Raw genomic sequence first — 16,798 nt, forward strand, 5'->3', positions numbered from 1 at the left:
AAGTATGGTCATCATTAAGTCATTTTTGCCGTTTCGAATAGGCTTAAGCAGCAGTGCCATTTATTTGAAATTATCAATTGGTGGATTTGTAGTTTTAGTTAATGGTAAGGAATACCACTATGTGCCTCTTGATGCTACTTCAATTCATGTAAACAGAGAAACAGGTGAAGTGGTTAATAAGGATGCTATTTTTGTTTTTCAACATGGAAAAGAGGAAAAACACATTTCTATGTATGAGCTCCTTTTTCAAAGTGACTTCCTTATTCATCTTCAGGGCTTTATAAAACCTTATTTTTCAAAGAAAGCGACCTCTCTATGGGACAATGATGAACTAGATATTTTAATTGACCAGCTTGAGTTAGCAAACATTAAAAGATCCATTGATAAAGCTCTTGATGAAAGGGATGAGGAAACTTTCCATTCTTTATTAAAAATGTTGTAGTCATTTTTGTAATACATAGACCATTTTAAAAATGTTTCAAAGCCATCCAACAGTGGAAAATTTTAAGTAGCATACCACAAAGGAGGCATTACTTTGGAGACACACCCTATATACATTAATGGAAGATATACGGAATCAACTGCAACAGACACAATTGAAGTATTAAATCCTTCCACAGAACAGGTGATTTCAAAGATAGCTAACGGAACGGAAGAAGATGTGAATAAGACAGTCAAGGCTGCTGCAGATGCACAATATGGTTGGGAACATACACCAGCTGTTGAGCGTGGTGAAATAGTTCGCAAACTAGGAGAAAAGTTAGAAAAAAATAAAAGTAGATTTGTAGACCTATTACAGGAAGAGCAAGGGAAGGATTTCGATTTAGCTAATGGGGAACTTGATATGGCGATCGATTTCTTTAAGTATATGTCTGAATGGGCTCGTAGAATAGAAGGAGATATTATTCCGAGTGACAGACCAAATGAAAATATCCTCTTATACAAAAAGCCAATAGGAGTTGTTGGAGGAATTGTGCCATGGAACTTTCCTGTTTTCATTTTAGCTAGAAAGGTTGCCACAGCACTCGTAACGGGTTGTACCATTGTCCTTAAACCAAGCCAGAAAACACCAAACACAGCTGTAGAATTCACTAAACTGATTCACGAAACGGAAGAAATTCCAGCAGGAGTGTACAATCTCATTACAGGAAAAGGCTCTACTTTAGGAAATGCGTTGGCATCGCATCCGGATGTGGACATGGTATCCATGACTGGTAGTGTTACGGCAGGGACAAAAGTAATGGAGGCAGCCGCTCAAAGCATAACCAAGGTAAACCTGGAACTTGGCGGGAAAGCACCTGCTATTGTAACAAAACATGCTGATCTAGACTTAGCTGCAAAGCATATTACCACTTCAAGACTGGCGAATAATGGACAGGCTTGTACGAATGCCGAAAGAATTTATGTCCAAGAAGAGGTAGCAGAGGAATTCACTCAAAGATTAAAAAAATCTTTTGAAGCAGTAAAAGTGGATAATCCTCGAGAAAACAAAGAAGCGGGAATGGGACCCCTTGTAAGTAAGGAAAGATTGGAAGAAGTAGAAGAGATGTTACAAACAGCACTTAAAGAGGGGGCTGAGCTTGTAACAGGTGGGGAACGAGCTGATAAGGAAAAAGGATTTTTCTTACAGCCGACAATTCTCAAAGATGTTCAACATGACTCCGAAATTATTAAAGAAGAGATTTTCGGGCCAGTCGTACCTATTGTGACATATAAAGAGCTAGATGATGCAATTCAAATGGGAAATGACACGAAGTATGGACTCTCTTCTTCTGTTTATACCGATAATGTTCACGAAGCCATGCATGTAGTAAATCATTTGAAATTCGGCGAGACATTTGTAAACAGAGAAAACTTTGAAGCAATCCAAGGCTATCATGCAGGGATGCGTCAATCAGGACTTGGTGGAACAGACGGTAAACACGGAGTAGAAGACTTTCTTGTGACACAGGTTGTTTATATGCAGTATAAGCAGTAAATGAATGAAGAAAAGGTCTGGGACATAACTAAAGGAGCAATGCTTAAATGCGAACAATACTTTCTGGCATCACTTCGGCAGAACACTCCGCTTTCCACGGGCACGGCCTCAGCCTCCTCGTGGAAAGTTCACCACTGTGGGGTCTTCGGCTCGTGCTGTTCCCGTTGGAGTCTCCGTTTTCTGCCTACGCTTAAATTAAAATAACCCGAACTATCCTTTATTCAAGGATAGCTCGGGTTTTCATGTAACTAAAGTACTTTTGGTCCATCCGCTTTTTTCATTTAAAATAATGGCTTCTTAGCTGTGGCCTGAAGATCCCATTGTACGTTTGATATCTTCCACCATCTGATTAGGATCATCCGCTCTGAATACTATCGTTTTGACGTATTTTTTTCTTCCATACATACCTATCATAGGAGCAGGTTTTTTTAGTAAGATTTCATATTGCGGAGAATCCATGACCATTAAAGCGTAAAATATATCTTTTTTTCGTTTGTCCTCAATTCCTTCCTGATCCTTAGCTGGTTTGATACTTTCAATGTTTTTTATATTTATTTCTATGCTGCTTTGATATCCATGGCGAATTATGAGTGTATCTTTATTAAGTGTGTGTGGCAATGTTCTAACTGAATGATATAAACCAACCATATAAAGCAATGCGTAGATATTTAATATGGTTAGAGCCCAGGCAGCGACTTGGCTCCATAACTGTATGAGAAAATGAAAAATGGTTCCTTCTAACAAGATAAGAATGGAAAATAAAATGACAATCGTCTTTATTTGGGATGTTTTATTGTAGGGGTAAATGGATGTGTTTCTTTGGACAGTCTGGTCTTTAAACCAACCTACTAGAGCGAAATACAATACCATACGTTCAGTTGATATAAGATGAAGGACTTTTTTAATGGTGAACACCTCCTCGTGTCTTTAGGAGCTTAACTAAATGGCAAAAAAAGGCCAAATCCTCTTGTGATTTGGCCTCTGGATGTTTGATACGATTATTCGATTAATTCATTTATTACCTTTACTACTTTTTCGGTCGTGTACCCACTTCCGCCTATTTCCTTCACGTTTTCCACCATCATTGCGATTAACAAATCCTGTTTATTTTCCTCTGTTGGGTAGCCAACAAACCAGCCATTTTCTTCGCCAGACTCTTCTGTGGTTCGTTTTAACTCTGCTGTACCTGTTTTACCGGAAATTGCTACTTCTGAGTCGGCAGTATATTTGGATGGTGTACCTGATTGACCAACTTCATAGAGTAAATCATTCATTAAGTCTGCTTGTTCAGGATCAAGTAAGTTCTCTTTCCATACTTGGCCAGTCTCTTCTGAGGCAAGTAGTGTTGGTTTAAGCATATTCCCTTCGTTTAAAAAAGTAGTATATGTCGTAGCAAGATGTAAGGCACTCATTTCTAATTGACCTTGTCCATAGCTTGAATTGGCAAGCAATACTTCATCATCTAGATTTCCTTCAGAAGAAATACTAGAGGAGGTAAATGGGTATTCATATGGAAAATCTTCACCAAATCCGAAATTCTGTAACCCTTCTACATAAGCTTCACTTCCCATGTTGACAGCTTGCATGGCAAAGTAAATATTATCAGAACGAACAAGCGCTTCTTCTAGATCAACAGGGCCATTTGACTCTGACACACGCGTAACAGCATATTCTCCCCATCCTTCTCCATTACTCCATTTCTTTCCATCAATTTCTAACCCTTCATTGGGGTCAATACTGCCATTTTTTAACCCAATCGCAGAGGTAACTGGTTTTAAGGTTGAACCAGGTGCAAAAGTCGCACTGAATCGATTTAACAGTGGTTGCTGTTCTTCCTCCTCCAAGTTTGCCCAAAGGTTGGCATCTGTACCATATAAAATGTCATTTGGATCAAATGACGGACTACTTACAAGTGCCATCGTTTCACCGGTTTTAGGATTTATGGCTGCAGCAGTACCGGAATCTTCTTCAAAAGATTCATAAATGCTTTCTTGTACGTTAACATCAATGGTAACCGTAATATTTTCTCCGTTTTCCACAGGGGTTTCAGCAAGTATCACAGGTTCCTGGTTCTCCTTCACTACCTCGATACGTGTACCTTTTTTTCCTTTCAGCCGCTTTTCATAAAGGCTTTCAAGGCCTCTTTTACCAATCATATCGTTAGCGCTATACATGCCAGGTTCCTGTTCCTCTAACTCCTCAGCTGTAATCAGCCCAATATAACCGACTAGATGCCCTGCAGTCTCACCAGTAGGGTAGACACGGCCAGTTCCTTCATTCCCACCAACACCTGCAATTTCCCATAATTGAGATAATAGCTCTTCTTCCGTAGCTGGTATCTTCTTAATAGGAACAAATACATCTGGTCCTACCCACGAGGCATTTAATGCTTCATCTATGGCATCTACTGAAAGTCCTAAAAGGTCTGCAATTGCTTTTTTGTTCTGTTCAGGATTGTCGCCCAGTTTCCCAGGAACAATTCCAATTTCGTAAACTTTATCATTCATTGCAATCGGCATTTCATTCCTGTCGCGAATTTCCCCTCGTGTAGCTTGGTCAGTTACAATACTAATTTCCCCGCCATCTTGCAATTCTGGAAATATGAAGCCAGGGTCCCACTGCACATACCAGTTTTGTTCCTCTTCTTCTCCTTCTTGTATAAGGGTTGCTTCATAGTCAAAGTTAATCGGTCCCGCGATGCTTTCCATGGTTACTTCAAAAGGAATGGTAGCTGCTCCTTCTTCCATGGCGGTTTCCAGCTCTTCCTCTTTCAACTCTGAGAAACTAATGGAAAGATCTGAGATTCCTAGATCTTCGTATATTTTATTATAACGATCCACGTATTCCTCGGTCGGATACGCTTCTTCTGATTCACTTGAAAGCATCTCATAAGCATCAGAAAATTCCTTTTCACTCCAATGCTTCACATATGTATCAAATCGTTCATTTGGTGTCACTTCATCGTCTGAACAGCCGGCTAACACTACCAAAATGATAGCAGCTAAGGCTAATATTATCTTTTTCATCGGATCCCCCTCCAGTATTCTATCTAATTATCTAGGTCTATTATAACATGTTTGGCAAAGAATTCAGCAAATACAGACAGCCACAAGGAGTTAGAAACCCCGGTGGCTATTTTGCTACTATACAATTATTGTGATGGGTACACTATTTTTTCTCGATTGGTAATGCAGTAATGATATAACGATCTGGGGCACTGCCTACAAAAGAGAAGGGATAGCAGGTGGTCAAGGTCAACACTTCATCAGGTGTAGTAGGCGAAATAATCGTACGATCATCTGCATCCACAACCTTTGTATCTACTATTTCATAGGTGAATTCACCATAAGGAACTTTTACAGTTAAATGGTCCCCTAGTTCAAGTTCTCCCATACTGCGAAAAACAGTATCCCTGTGACCTGATAATACAATTTGATCATTCTGTCCAGGATAGGCTGTTCCTTTGTAATGGCCTACACCTTTGGCAAGTTCATCTTCGTCAGTTCCTTCTACGATAGGTAACTCGGCATTAAGCCTTGGGATTTCTAAAATACCAGTAGTTTCACCCATTTCCGGAAAGAAACTCTTAGCTGTTTCTGCAACCTCTTCCTTTTCCAAAACTTTGCCTTCCTTATCCAGCATAGTGTGCGCCTCAGCGAGACTGTTTTTTTGAGCTTGGGCCGTATGGAACCACTGATACCCTCCAAAACCGAGTAAAACAATTCCAGCAACAATTAGTAATAGAGAGAGCTTTTTCATAGGCAATTCTCCTTGGGTTCATCATTTACTTCTAGTATATAGAAAGCTTTCTGTTTTTAAAAGATTAGAAAAAGAAAGAAACAATAATTTTACATTTTATTAAGAACAAAATTCCGGTCAAAAAATTAAAATAGTAAGAAATTTTAAGTAAATGAAAGAAAAGTAGAGTTTATTGTTCTTTATATAGAATTAATGAGCAAATTTGAAGTTTTTCAAACTGTGAAATATGACCTATACTGCAAGTAATCGTTCGTTATAACAAACGCAATTATAGATAAAAAGAACGAGGATTATACATAGGGAGGGGGATATTCGCTGTATATGAAGATGATTGAAGTAGTATCTGTTCGTTTGTCAAGGTAATTATCATGTATTTCTTCAGGAAACAGCAGCGTAATGTATCTCACAATATGTAAAAAATAAGAGGAGGAATTTTATTATGAGCATGAAGAAAAAATTAGGTTTAGGTATTGCATCAGCAGCACTAGGAATTTCATTAGTAGGCGGAGGAACATTTGCATACTTTAGTGATACAGCAGAAACAAATGGCACATTTGCTGCAGGTACATTAGATCTTAATGCTAATCCAACTACAATCATTGATGTTGAAAACTTAAAGCCAGGTGATTGGATGAACCGTTCGTTTACTCTTGGTAATGGGGGCTCACTTGAAATTGCTGAAGTTTTACTAGAAACATCATATGAAGTTATCGATGCTGGCAGCAACAATGCTGGAGAAGATTTCGGTGAGCATATCAGAGTTAACTTCTTATGGAATGAAGATAAAGCAGTATTAGGACCATGGTCTCCAGACAATGTTGTCTACTATACGACGCTTGCAGAATTGCAGAGTATGTCTCCAGACGCAGTTGCTAATGAAGTCTTTATTCCTTTCTTTGAAGAACGTGGTGGACTACAACCAGGCGATTCGGATGAATTACATGTTCAATTTGAATTTGTTGATAGCGGAGAAGATCAAAACAAATTCCAGGGAGATTCTTTAGAACTTAATTGGAACTTTACTGGACACCAAGGTGAAGGGCAAAGCAGATAAGCTTTAAAAGAAAGGCGGGATATTCCCGTCTTTCTTCCATACATATTATAAAACAGAGATATTGCTTTCGTAAGGGTAGCACTTAGATCGCTACGTTTACGAAAGCAATGAATCATGTTGAATGGAGGGAAAATGTTGCGAATGAGTCGGATGCGTAAGTTTAAAAGGTATAAGCAATTTGTAACACTGTGGAAGGTTACTGCTATTTGTTATATTTCTATCTTTACATTAGGATACCTTGCTTCCGGAACAGGAGCCTATTTCGTATCCTCACAGGAAAATGAACAGATAATCCAGGCAGGGACCTGGTGGGATGGTAGTGAACTTGCCTTTATAGGGGATCCGAAAGCGGATGAAACATCATGTCCTCAAGTAAATTTATCGGTGGGATTGAAAAATAAAGGTTTTTCCATGACAGAGCCAACTACCTATGAAGTGTTCTTTTCCAAACAGGGCAACCCAGATAAGAAAGGTGAGAAAGTAGGGTCTGGAGAAATTGTCCCACTTGATCAAAATGAAACGACAACCCTCACTTATACAGCAGAAAAAGAAGGGTTTTATATTTTCAAAACATACCAGCATTCACTATATGAAGAAGAAACCGATAAAGCATCAGAGGTCTGGAGTAAAAAAGTAAAGGTGAAGTGTAAAGAGAAAAAAGTAAAAGAAGAAGAAAAGATTGAAGAGGTAGAAAAGGATCAAGTAGAGGAAGTCCAAACCGAAGAAAATGAACAACAAGAAAGTGCGGAGAACAACAAAGACAATAAAGAGCAGAAGACAGTCGAAACAGAGAAAGCACCTGAAGAAGATAGTGAGGTAACACCAGAAACAAAGCAAAACAACGAACAGAATACGGAATCTTCTAAGCAGGAAGGAAAAGAAGAGCAACAGACTGAGAAGGAAACACAAAGCAAAAAAGCAGAGAAGTCTCAAGAAGATCAGAAAGCTAAAACGCAAGAGCAGCCACAAGCTACAGAAGAGGAAGAGGGAGAATAAACATGTCATTTAAAAAAATAAAAAAGTGGGTTAGCGCGCTTACCACTTATCTACTATTTGCTGTACTCATTGTCCTGGCAGTCGTTGTTGTTACCTCCAAAGCTTCTGGAGGGGAACCAGAGATCGCTGGGTACCAGTTGAAAACAGTTCTGTCTGGCTCGATGGAACCAGGGATCCAAACAGGCTCTCTGATCGCAGTAAAGCCTGACGGAGATATGAAGCGATTTAAAGATGGAGATGTCATCACGTTTATGGATGCGGAAGAAAAACTCATTACTCACCGTATCACCGAAGTTGTCACAAGTGGTGAGCAAGTGATGTACCGCACGAAAGGTGATAATAATAATGCAGTGGATCTTGAACCAGTACTATCTGATAATGTTGTAGCGGAATATACAGGGTTTACCATCCCCTACCTAGGATACCTGGTCAACTTTGCTCAGTCGAAAAACGGTGCCTTTTTATTGCTCATACCAGGAATTATGCTTCTCTTCTATTCTGGCATTACGATATGGAGAACGTTAGCAGAAATAGAGAAGCAAAATAAAAAGAACAATGAAAAACTGGAAGAGAGCCAATCGCTCTCTTCCTAATAGAAAGCGAAATTCTGATCATAGGGGGTGGATTCCATGAATAAACGGTTTTTCATTTCAAGTCTTATCGTATTGCTATGTGCCTTTGTTCCTTTAGGATACGTTTCTGCAGATGATGCTTCAAACACTTCAGAGGAGTTAGATATAAAACTGTCACCAAATGACTACTTGTTTCAGGTTCAAAATATGAAGCCAGGTGACTGGGCCCCGCGGAATCTTATCGTTTCGAACAATGGTAGACAGCATTTCGACTATCAGATAGAGCTTCGAAATACACAGGATGAGGAAAAGCTCTTTAATGAATTAATTATCGAGGTAATGGACGGGGATGAAATACTTTATAAAGGGAATCTACCAAACTTTGAAATTCAGGAAAGAAATCTTGCATCAGGTAAGCAGGAGGAACTTAAATTTACCGTTTTTTTCCCGGAACACTTGGGTAATGAATTTCAAGGATTAGCGACAGAATTTATTCTCATCGTAACAGCAGAAGGGAAAGAACAACAGGACGTAATTAGTGTGGGTGGCAATATTAGTAATGGAGATGGAAATGGAAGTGGAGCTACGTCAGATAAAAACGGAGCAGCGTTACCTAATACAGCAACAAGTATATTTACCCTTCTTCTTATTGGAACGATCCTCTTATCTGTCGGGGCTGGAATTCTCCTCATACGGAAGGCACAAACAATAAAAGATCAACGCATTTAAAAAAATTCCATATCCTTCGACAAAACAGGTGTAATTGAATTTCTTTCTCTTACAAAACTAGTTGAAATAAGACAAAAGAACCTACGCAAATAGTCGCAGCTTTATAGTATCATATCACTAGGCACTTCTAATTGGTATCTAATTTAAATTTTCCTCAGAAAAAGGCATACTCTTCGAAAGGCGGGGGCGCAAAACCACAGGTCTAAGGCATGTGCTAAGATGGCTGGGTTATCTGGAAATAATGATGGGGGATAGGGATATGGAAAAAATAGTGGAGCAAGTTTCATTAGATGGTGAATGGGTTGAATTAATTAAACGGGCAAAAAATTTAGGAATGACAACAGAGGAAATCCGCCAATTTCTACAACAGTCGGAATCAGTACATAATGCATGAATTTAATTGTACTTTATATAGAACTCCTCACCCACTTTATGATATAATTCGCTTTGAAAGAAGGTGAGGACTTGATCGGTGAAAAAATCAAGCAACTTCGAAATGAAAAAAAGATGTCTATCTCTGAACTAGCTGAACGAGCAGGGGTGGCTAAGTCATACCTGAGTTCAATTGAGCGGAACCTACAGACAAATCCATCGATCCAGTTTATTGAAAAAATAAGCACCGTTCTTGGTACGACGGTAAATGATCTCTTACGGGAAGAAAACATAACCGATCCTGAGGATTTAGATGACGAATGGTTAAGAATCGTACAGGAAGCAATGGAGTCTGGTGTCTCAAAAGAACAATTTAAAGAATACCTTGAGTTTAACAAATGGCGTAGCAATAAAGGTAGATGAGATGACTCTCTCGAAAACCGTTGCAGTGATGCACGGTTTTTTGTTTGGTCTTTTTCAAACGGGGGTATTGTCGATAGGGATTTTTAAGGTTATCTTATTAAAAGGATAGTTTTTAACTTCTGCAAATTGGTTAAACAAGCAATTATTTCATATAACTCCATAATAATTGGAACAGGGAGCACAATCATGAAAAAACACATTTTTTGGCTTTTGCCCGTATGCTGGATGGGGGTCATTTTTTATTCTTCACATCAGCCCTATGAAAACCAGGATGTTAAGCCATTCTTAAATACTATAATAGACTTATCTTTTCTTGAGCCTTATCTTAATTGGATAGCCTTTACTTATCATAATAGTGTAGTGAGTGTGGAAAGTTTAGGTGTTGCAGGATTTATTGAATTTTTCATACGTAAAGGTGCACACGTATCTGTCTTTTTAATACTCTGTTTGCTATTTTATTTGGCTTTTAGAAAATCTAGTACACTAAAATCTAGTAAAATTCTTGGTTTTTCTTTTCTGCTAACGGTAATATATGCCATTACAGATGAAGTGCATCAAGGATTTACACCAAATAGAACACCTTATGCAGGAGATGTAATCCTGGATAGTTTTGGGGCACTATTGGCTATAGGGCTTCTAGCATTATTTAATAGAAGAAAAGCAAGAAGACCTCATTAAAACCACATCAACGTACGAATAAGGTAATAAATCTAAAGTTTTTGTAAAAATTGATGCTTTGCGACATAATTCGACAGCGTTTTCGTTATCCGTATGCTACGATTCAACAAGTATGACAAATTCAAAAGGGCGGGAATAGAACATGGTTGAGCAAGAAAAGTTTAAACTGATGTTAAGTAAAGTAATTCATGAGACAGAAAATCATCATATAAAATCCTCTCAAGAAATGATCCAGACGCTAATAAATGAACTTACACACGAAACACTAATTCCAAATGCAAGTGCACCACAATCTGGATTGAAAAGTAAATAATGGATTCCCTTTACTGCATTTAGTGAAATGCAGTTTTTTCTTTCTACAAAACCTTATGAAAAATGGTATGATATAGGTAGAGTAAAGGAGGGGAAATGATTGCAAACAAAATCAATTTACATAAAAAATGTTAGTGTTTTTTCAGAAAATACACTTCTCGAAGATAGCGCACTTTTTATAGAAGATGGGAAGATCGCTAAGATTGGAAAATTAGAGTCCCTTCCTGAAGAAGTATATATTTTGGATGGAAAAGGAAAAATAGTGATTCCTGGATTTATTGATGGACATATTCATGGTGCTAATGGAGCAGATGTAATGGATGCCAGTGATGCAGCACTTGACAGTATAGCATCAGTTCTACCAAGAGAAGGTACCACCAGCTTTCTTGCAACAACGATAACGCAAGCACCAGAAAATATTGAAAAAGCACTACAGGCAATAGCTTCTTATCATAATAAACCGGGACAAGCTGAGGTGATTGGCGTTCACCTGGAAGGGCCGTTTATCGAAAAGGCCAAGGCAGGAGCACAGCCTCATAAATATATAAGCGAGCCTAACATTGACCTGTTTGAAAAGTGGCAGCAACTATCGGGAAACAAAATTAGGACTATCACGATGGCTCCAGAACACGATCCAGAGGGAACATTTATTAAGCACTTATATGATCGAGGTATAAATGTATCAGCAGGCCATACAGACTCAAATTTTTCAGATATGAAACAAGCAGTATCCCATGGTGTTAGACAGGTTACGCATTTATGTAATGCCATGACTGGCTTACATCATCGGGATATTGGGACTGTGGGAGCTGCCTTTATGCTCCAAGACTTAAGAGCAGAGTTGATTGCGGATGGTATTCATGTGAGTGAGGAAATGCTGAAATTGATATATCAAACAATGGGGAGTAAACGACTGTTGCTTATTACCGATTCTATGCGCGCTAAATGCTTGCAAAAGGGTCAATATGAGCTTGGAGGTCAACCTGTTGAGGTAACAGAAGACCGTGCAGTTCTAGAAGATGGAACCTTGGCAGGCAGTATCCTTAAAATGCGTGATGGCGTAAAACGAATGCTAGATCTAAATGGGGTAACTCTACGGGATGTAATTGAAATGGCTTCTGTAAACCCAGCAAAACAGCTTGGCATTTATGAACGTAAGGGTAGTATAACAGTAGGAAAGGATGCTGACCTGTTGTTAGTTGATCGCGAGCTTCAAATCGCTTCAACTATTTGTCGCGGGGAAGTAGCGTTTAGGGAGGAATAATAGATGCAATTAAAAACAGTAGAAAATTACCAGGATATGAGCATGGTTGCATGTTCTATTATTATGGAAAAAGTAAAACAACTGGAAAGTCCTGTGCTTGGCTTAGCCACAGGTTCTACACCAGAAGGATTATATAAACAATTGATCGAGCAGTATAAACAAGATAACGTCTCGTTCCAAAATGTGAAGACGTTTAATTTAGATGAATATGTTGGATTAACGAAACAAAATAAACAAAGCTACGATTACTATATGCGCGAGAATTTGTTTAGCCATATTGACATTGATTTAGCAAACACCTATTTGCCTAATGGCGCTTCAGCAGACTTGGATCAAGAGTGCATTGATTATGAAGCTAGAATTAAACAGGCAGGCGGGATCGATATACAGGTATTAGGAATCGGATTAAATGGCCATATCGGCTTTAATGAACCAGGAACTAATTTTTCAAGCAGGACCCATATAATCGATTTGGCAGAATCTACAAGAACAGCAAATGCTCGCTTCTTTGATAGCTTGGAGGAAGTTCCAGAACAGGCCATCACCATGGGGGTTGACACAATAATGGATAGTAAGGAAATTCTTCTGCTTGTATCAGGAGAGAAAAAGGCAGAAGCAGTATCCAGAATGCTAGAAGGGGAAATCTCTGAAGAATTCCCAGCATCAATCCTGCAAAAGCATCCACATGTTACCGTCGTTGGTGATAAGGCTGCCTTGTCCTTATTATAGACATTACAGAAATCTGATTATGGAGATAGTTGTTCGCTATATTGCAACATCTATCTCCATATATTTCTTTTCTGTTTGTATTAGTGTAGCTTGATCGCTTGTAAGGTCAATAATCCAATTCTGAAATTGATCTTCTTCACCTGTTTTTACAAAGACAACAAACTCTACCTTTTCTAAATAGTTGATAGTTTCTAGGACATATTCCGATTGCCGCAAAACATTTTCCAGTTTTCCAAGCAGGGTGTAATCCACTGTAACAGAGATGCCTTGCATTAATTGTCTCTGGACAATACCGCTGCCACGGAGAGCTTCTGTCGTAGCATTACCATAAGCACGGATTAACCCACCAGCGCCCAGTTTTATACCACCAAAGTATCGTGTCACCACAATAACGGTATCCTTTAGTCCTTTCTTTTTTAATACTTCAAGCATGGGAACACCGGCTGTACCACTCGGCTCACCGTCATCGTTTGCTTTTTGAATTTGATCATGTTCGCCAATCATATAAGCAGAGCAATTGTGTGTTGCTGTATTGTGTTTCTTTTTAATCTCCTGGATAAACTGTTGAGCTGCTTCTTCTGTTTCTACTCTAGCTACATGGCCAATAAACCGTGACTTTTGTATGGTTATTTCTTCAATTGCAGGTTGTTTTACTGTAAAATAAGTTGCTAGCATGTTGCAATTAGCCTCCTTAACAGAGATGATATGAGTGTAAAACCTTTCTATAATGCACATTTATGTACATAGGTAGGAAGTCGGGTTTGAAAAATTGTAAGATGCATGAGAAAAGACCCTATAAAAATTTTGAATATATACGTATAATTATAACATAGGTTGGTGGGAGACGATGGCACAAAAGATAAGTGAAACAGCACTCGATTATATTATAAATGAAATGATTGAGGTAGTTGAAAACAGCAAGGACGAGATTTTTAATATTAGTGAAGAAGCGCGTAGTGAGCATGAACACCTCGTCCGTGAATTAAAGGATACAAAGCACAAAGTCGCCCAGCATATCGAGGATGGAGACCAACTTGAACAAAAAGTAAGATTTTCCAGACAAAGGCTTGCAGAGGTAAGCAGGTATTTTGATAGGTATTCAGAAAACGAAATTCGTGAAGTCTATGAAAATACGCATGCCATGCAAACAAAGCTAGCAATGCTTCGTCAAGAAGAGAGTGCTTTAAGAGAAAAACGCGATGATCTCGAACGACGCTTAATATCCTTAAGCCAAACGATAGACAGGGCGGAGGGATTAGCAGGGAAGATATCGGTTATCCTTAACTACTTACATGATGACTTCAGACAAGTGAACGAAATGATTGAGGAAGCGAAAGAAAAACAACAGTTTGGTTTAAAGATCATCGAAGCTCAAGAAGATGAAAGAAGAAAAATCTCTAGAGAAATTCACGATGGACCAGCCCAAATGCTTGCCAACATATTGCTGCGATCTGAATTGGTGGATCGTATTTTTCGTCAGAATGATGTGGACCAAGCACTAAAAGAAATTAAAGACATTCGAAAGATGATTCGCTCATCTCTATATGAAGTCCGACGTATTATTTATGACCTGCGACCAATGGCTTTGGATGATCTCGGTCTTATCCCTACAATCAGAAAGTATGTTGCGACAATCGCTGATTACAATAACATGAAAATAGAATTTGCTTCAATTGGGGAAGAAAAGCGGTTGAATACGAAATACGAGGTAGCTTTTTTCCGACTCGTCCAAGAAGCAGTACAGAATGCAGTGAAACACTCCGAAGCAACGGTGATACAGGTTAAGTTGGAGATATGTAAGCAGAACTTAACGATGTTAATTAAAGACAACGGAAAAGGTTTTGACACTTCAATGAAGCGAGACAAGTCCTTTGGATTAATTGGAATGCGAGAAAGAGTAGAAATGCTAGAAGGGAAGCTGGAGATCAATTCTAATATCGGCAATGGAACATCAATTCTAATAAAAGTTCCTTATACGCCGAGCTAAGGTTATACTAGTTATAGATATGTAATAAATATACGACTCTCAATCTATCATTTCCATTGTAATAGGGTAAATATAGAAAAAGAACCTGGAGGAACAAAATATGAACACGACGGAAAAACAAATTAAGATTGTATTAATTGATGATCATAAATTATTTCGAGAAGGTGTAAAACGAATTCTAGATTTTGAACCATCCTTCGATGTTGTAGCAGAAGGGGATGACGGGTCTGTTGCTTCTAAACTAGTGAAAGAAAACGAACCCGATGTAGTCTTGATGGATATTAATATGCCGAACATGAACGGTGTACAAGCTACAGCCGATCTCGTTCGCTATTTCCCAAACACAAGTGTAATCATTTTATCTATTCATGATGACGAAAGTTATGTGACTCATGCTTTGAAAACAGGAGCCCAGGGATATCTACTGAAAGAGATGGACTCTGATGCTTTAATAGAAGCAATTAAAGTGGTAACGGAAGGCGGTTCTTATTTACATCCTAAAGTTACCCACAATCTTGTTTTGGAATACCGGAGACTTGCGAAGGAAAACAATTCCAATATGACGGAAAATGGAATTGAATACCGTAAGCCACTGCATTTACTTACAAAGAGAGAATGTCAGGTGTTACAACTTTTGGCAGATGGAAAGAGCAATCGTGCGGTAGCAGAAACATTATACATCAGTGAAAAAACAGTAAAAAACCATGTTAGTAACATCTTACAGAAAATGAATGTAAATGATCGTACGCAAGCTGTTGTTTCTGCAATTCGCAAAGGCTGGGTAGAGGTAATCTAGTAAAGTCCTACTCCCTAAATATATTTGTTCCTGCCACAATGTTTTATCCTTTTATAGCTATTCTACCTATAGCGAGCACTCCGGATTCTAAGCCGGAGTGTTTTTTTATTTCTATTCGCTAAATTATTGGAATACAGCAATTATTACAGGTAGACCCAAGTGCTTTCTCTTTATAAAACTAACTGGTGCTTTTTCTTAGCGATTGTTGTAAAATAATAGTATCTTAATCATCATTCTACTAAAGCTATTAAATACTTATGTAATATACCTTAAATTGTGATAAAAAAGGAGAAGGTAGTCATGAAGGTTGCTGTTATGACAGACAGTACAGCATACATTCCTAGCGATATCCGCGAACAGCATAACATACATATGGTTCCACTTAGTGTTGTTTTTGAAGATGGATCGTTTAGAGAAGAATTAGATATTACCACAGAGGCATTTTACCAAAAAATAAAAACAACGAAAACATTGCCAAAGACCTCTCAACCGTCTATTGGTTATATAACAGAAAAATTGGAACAGTTGGCTGAAGAGTATGATGCGGTCATTTCAGTCCATCTTTCTAGTGGTATTAGTGGTACATACCAAACAGTTGTTAGTGCTGGTGAAATGGTGGATAATATTGAAGTTTACGCATTTGATTCAGAATTGAGCTGTATGCCACAAGGCTTTTATGCACTAGAGGCAGCGGAAATGGCGAAACAGGATAAATCGCCAGAAGAGATCATGAATCGACTGCATCACATGAAACAGTCGATGATTGCCTATTTTATGGTAGATGATCTGACAAATTTACAACGTGGTGGAAGGCTAAATGGCGCACAGGCAATTGTTGGAAGCCTGCTACAAGTTAAGCCAGTACTTCACTTTGTTGATAAAGTAATCGTTCCTTTTGAAAAAATCCGAACCCGTAAGAAAGCTATTTCCCGCATAATGGGTATGGTGGAAGAAGATGCAGTGAAAGGAAACGAGCTACGCATTGTCTTCATTCATGGAAATAACGAAGAAGCAGCATTAGAGTTACAGCAATCGTTTTTGGAAAAGTATCCGAATATGGATACGTCCATTAGTTATTTTGGGCCTGTTATTGGTACCCATCTAGGGGAAGGCGCCATTGGTGTTGGTTGGTATGTAAAATAGTGTCCT

General features: G+C 38.5%; 19 protein-coding genes and 1 riboswitch. Of the genes, 15 read left to right on the forward strand and 4 right to left on the reverse strand.

The window, feature by feature from the left end; translation table 11 throughout:
* Window positions 1-4: 4 nt before the first annotated feature.
* Both BN985_RS08040 and aldA read left to right on the forward strand, forming a co-directional pair.
* Complete coding sequence (locus BN985_RS08040; protein WP_042222411.1) at window positions 5-442, forward strand: IDEAL domain-containing protein; 438 nt, start codon at window positions 5-7, stop codon at window positions 440-442.
* 93 nt (window positions 443-535) lie between these two features.
* A complete protein-coding gene (aldA, locus tag BN985_RS08045) occupies window positions 536-1,978 on the forward strand; it encodes an aldehyde dehydrogenase (RefSeq protein WP_042222412.1) in 1,443 nt (480 codons plus the stop codon).
* 297 nt (window positions 1,979-2,275) lie between these two features.
* On the opposite strand, the gene BN985_RS08050 is transcribed toward aldA, so the two are convergent.
* The 3 genes from BN985_RS08050 to BN985_RS08060 form a co-directional block, all read right to left on the reverse strand.
* Window positions 2,276-2,893 carry a hypothetical protein gene (locus BN985_RS08050; RefSeq protein WP_052360646.1) on the reverse strand — a complete coding sequence of 206 codons (618 nt, stop codon included), beginning with the start codon at window positions 2,891-2,893 and terminating at the stop codon, window positions 2,276-2,278.
* Between the two features lie 83 nt (window positions 2,894-2,976).
* The gene (locus BN985_RS08055; protein WP_042222414.1) at window positions 2,977-5,004 is read right to left on the reverse strand and encodes a penicillin-binding transpeptidase domain-containing protein; all 2,028 of its coding nucleotides are present in this window, start codon (window positions 5,002-5,004) and stop codon (window positions 2,977-2,979) included.
* A 142-nt stretch (window positions 5,005-5,146) separates the two neighbouring features.
* Entirely contained in the window at window positions 5,147-5,737 is a 591-nt protein-coding gene (locus BN985_RS08060; RefSeq protein WP_042222416.1) for a class D sortase, read from the reverse strand.
* A gap of 439 nt (window positions 5,738-6,176) precedes the next feature.
* On the opposite strand from BN985_RS08060, the gene BN985_RS08065 reads away from it, so the two are divergent.
* From BN985_RS08065 to nagB, 10 genes are all read left to right on the forward strand, one after another.
* On the forward strand, window positions 6,177-6,791 hold the full coding sequence (locus tag BN985_RS08065) for a CalY family protein (RefSeq protein WP_042222419.1): 615 nt from the start codon (window positions 6,177-6,179) through the stop codon (window positions 6,789-6,791).
* 141 nt (window positions 6,792-6,932) lie between these two features.
* Complete coding sequence (gene tapA / locus BN985_RS08070) at window positions 6,933-7,787, forward strand: amyloid fiber anchoring/assembly protein TapA (protein WP_198029982.1); 855 nt, start codon at window positions 6,933-6,935, stop codon at window positions 7,785-7,787.
* A gap of 2 nt (window positions 7,788-7,789) precedes the next feature.
* Window positions 7,790-8,380, forward strand: coding sequence for a signal peptidase I SipW (sipW, locus tag BN985_RS08075; RefSeq protein WP_042222422.1), 591 nt, complete (start codon window positions 7,790-7,792; stop codon window positions 8,378-8,380).
* A 36-nt stretch (window positions 8,381-8,416) separates the two neighbouring features.
* Window positions 8,417-9,088, forward strand: coding sequence for a hypothetical protein (locus BN985_RS08080; protein WP_042222424.1), 672 nt, complete (start codon window positions 8,417-8,419; stop codon window positions 9,086-9,088).
* Window positions 9,089-9,241: 153 nt separating this feature from the next.
* Window positions 9,242-9,324, forward strand: a riboswitch (cyclic di-GMP riboswitch).
* Between the two features lie 23 nt (window positions 9,325-9,347).
* Window positions 9,348-9,482 carry an anti-repressor SinI family protein gene (locus BN985_RS08085; RefSeq protein WP_156960099.1) on the forward strand — a complete coding sequence of 45 codons (135 nt, stop codon included), beginning with the start codon at window positions 9,348-9,350 and terminating at the stop codon, window positions 9,480-9,482.
* Window positions 9,483-9,553: 71 nt separating this feature from the next.
* Window positions 9,554-9,883, forward strand: a complete 330-nt coding sequence (locus tag BN985_RS08090; RefSeq protein ID WP_042222427.1) for a helix-turn-helix domain-containing protein — start codon at window positions 9,554-9,556, stop codon at window positions 9,881-9,883.
* 186 nt (window positions 9,884-10,069) lie between these two features.
* Window positions 10,070-10,561, forward strand: a complete 492-nt coding sequence (locus BN985_RS08095; RefSeq protein WP_042222429.1) for a VanZ family protein — start codon at window positions 10,070-10,072, stop codon at window positions 10,559-10,561.
* A 142-nt stretch (window positions 10,562-10,703) separates the two neighbouring features.
* Entirely contained in the window at window positions 10,704-10,874 is a 171-nt protein-coding gene (locus BN985_RS19215; protein ID WP_198029983.1) for a hypothetical protein, read from the forward strand.
* 99 nt (window positions 10,875-10,973) lie between these two features.
* Entirely contained in the window at window positions 10,974-12,137 is a 1,164-nt protein-coding gene (gene nagA, locus BN985_RS08100; RefSeq protein WP_156960100.1) for an N-acetylglucosamine-6-phosphate deacetylase, read from the forward strand.
* Between the two features lie 3 nt (window positions 12,138-12,140).
* Window positions 12,141-12,866: a glucosamine-6-phosphate deaminase gene (nagB, locus tag BN985_RS08105; protein WP_042222430.1), complete on the forward strand. Its 726-nt coding sequence runs from the start codon at window positions 12,141-12,143 to the stop codon at window positions 12,864-12,866.
* Window positions 12,867-12,902: 36 nt separating this feature from the next.
* Here the strand turns inward: nagB and BN985_RS08110 are convergent, their stop codons facing one another.
* The gene (locus BN985_RS08110) at window positions 12,903-13,541 is read right to left on the reverse strand and encodes a YigZ family protein (protein WP_042222432.1); all 639 of its coding nucleotides are present in this window, start codon (window positions 13,539-13,541) and stop codon (window positions 12,903-12,905) included.
* Window positions 13,542-13,713: 172 nt separating this feature from the next.
* Between BN985_RS08110 and BN985_RS08115 the strand changes: the two genes are divergently transcribed.
* The 3 genes from BN985_RS08115 (at window position 13,714) to BN985_RS08125 (ending at window position 16,792) form a co-directional block, all read left to right on the forward strand.
* On the forward strand, window positions 13,714-14,853 hold the full coding sequence (locus BN985_RS08115; protein ID WP_042222434.1) for a sensor histidine kinase: 1,140 nt from the start codon (window positions 13,714-13,716) through the stop codon (window positions 14,851-14,853).
* Window positions 14,854-14,953: 100 nt separating this feature from the next.
* Entirely contained in the window at window positions 14,954-15,649 is a 696-nt protein-coding gene (locus BN985_RS08120) for a response regulator (RefSeq protein ID WP_042222436.1), read from the forward strand.
* Window positions 15,650-15,949: 300 nt separating this feature from the next.
* Window positions 15,950-16,792 carry a DegV family protein gene (locus BN985_RS08125; RefSeq protein ID WP_042222437.1) on the forward strand — a complete coding sequence of 281 codons (843 nt, stop codon included), beginning with the start codon at window positions 15,950-15,952 and terminating at the stop codon, window positions 16,790-16,792.
* Window positions 16,793-16,798 lie beyond the last annotated feature (6 nt).

Origin of the sequence: Oceanobacillus manasiensis (assembly GCF_000724085.1) — a bacterium.
GTDB classification, from domain to species: domain Bacteria; phylum Bacillota; class Bacilli; order Bacillales; family Amphibacillaceae; genus Oceanobacillus_B; species Oceanobacillus_B manasiensis.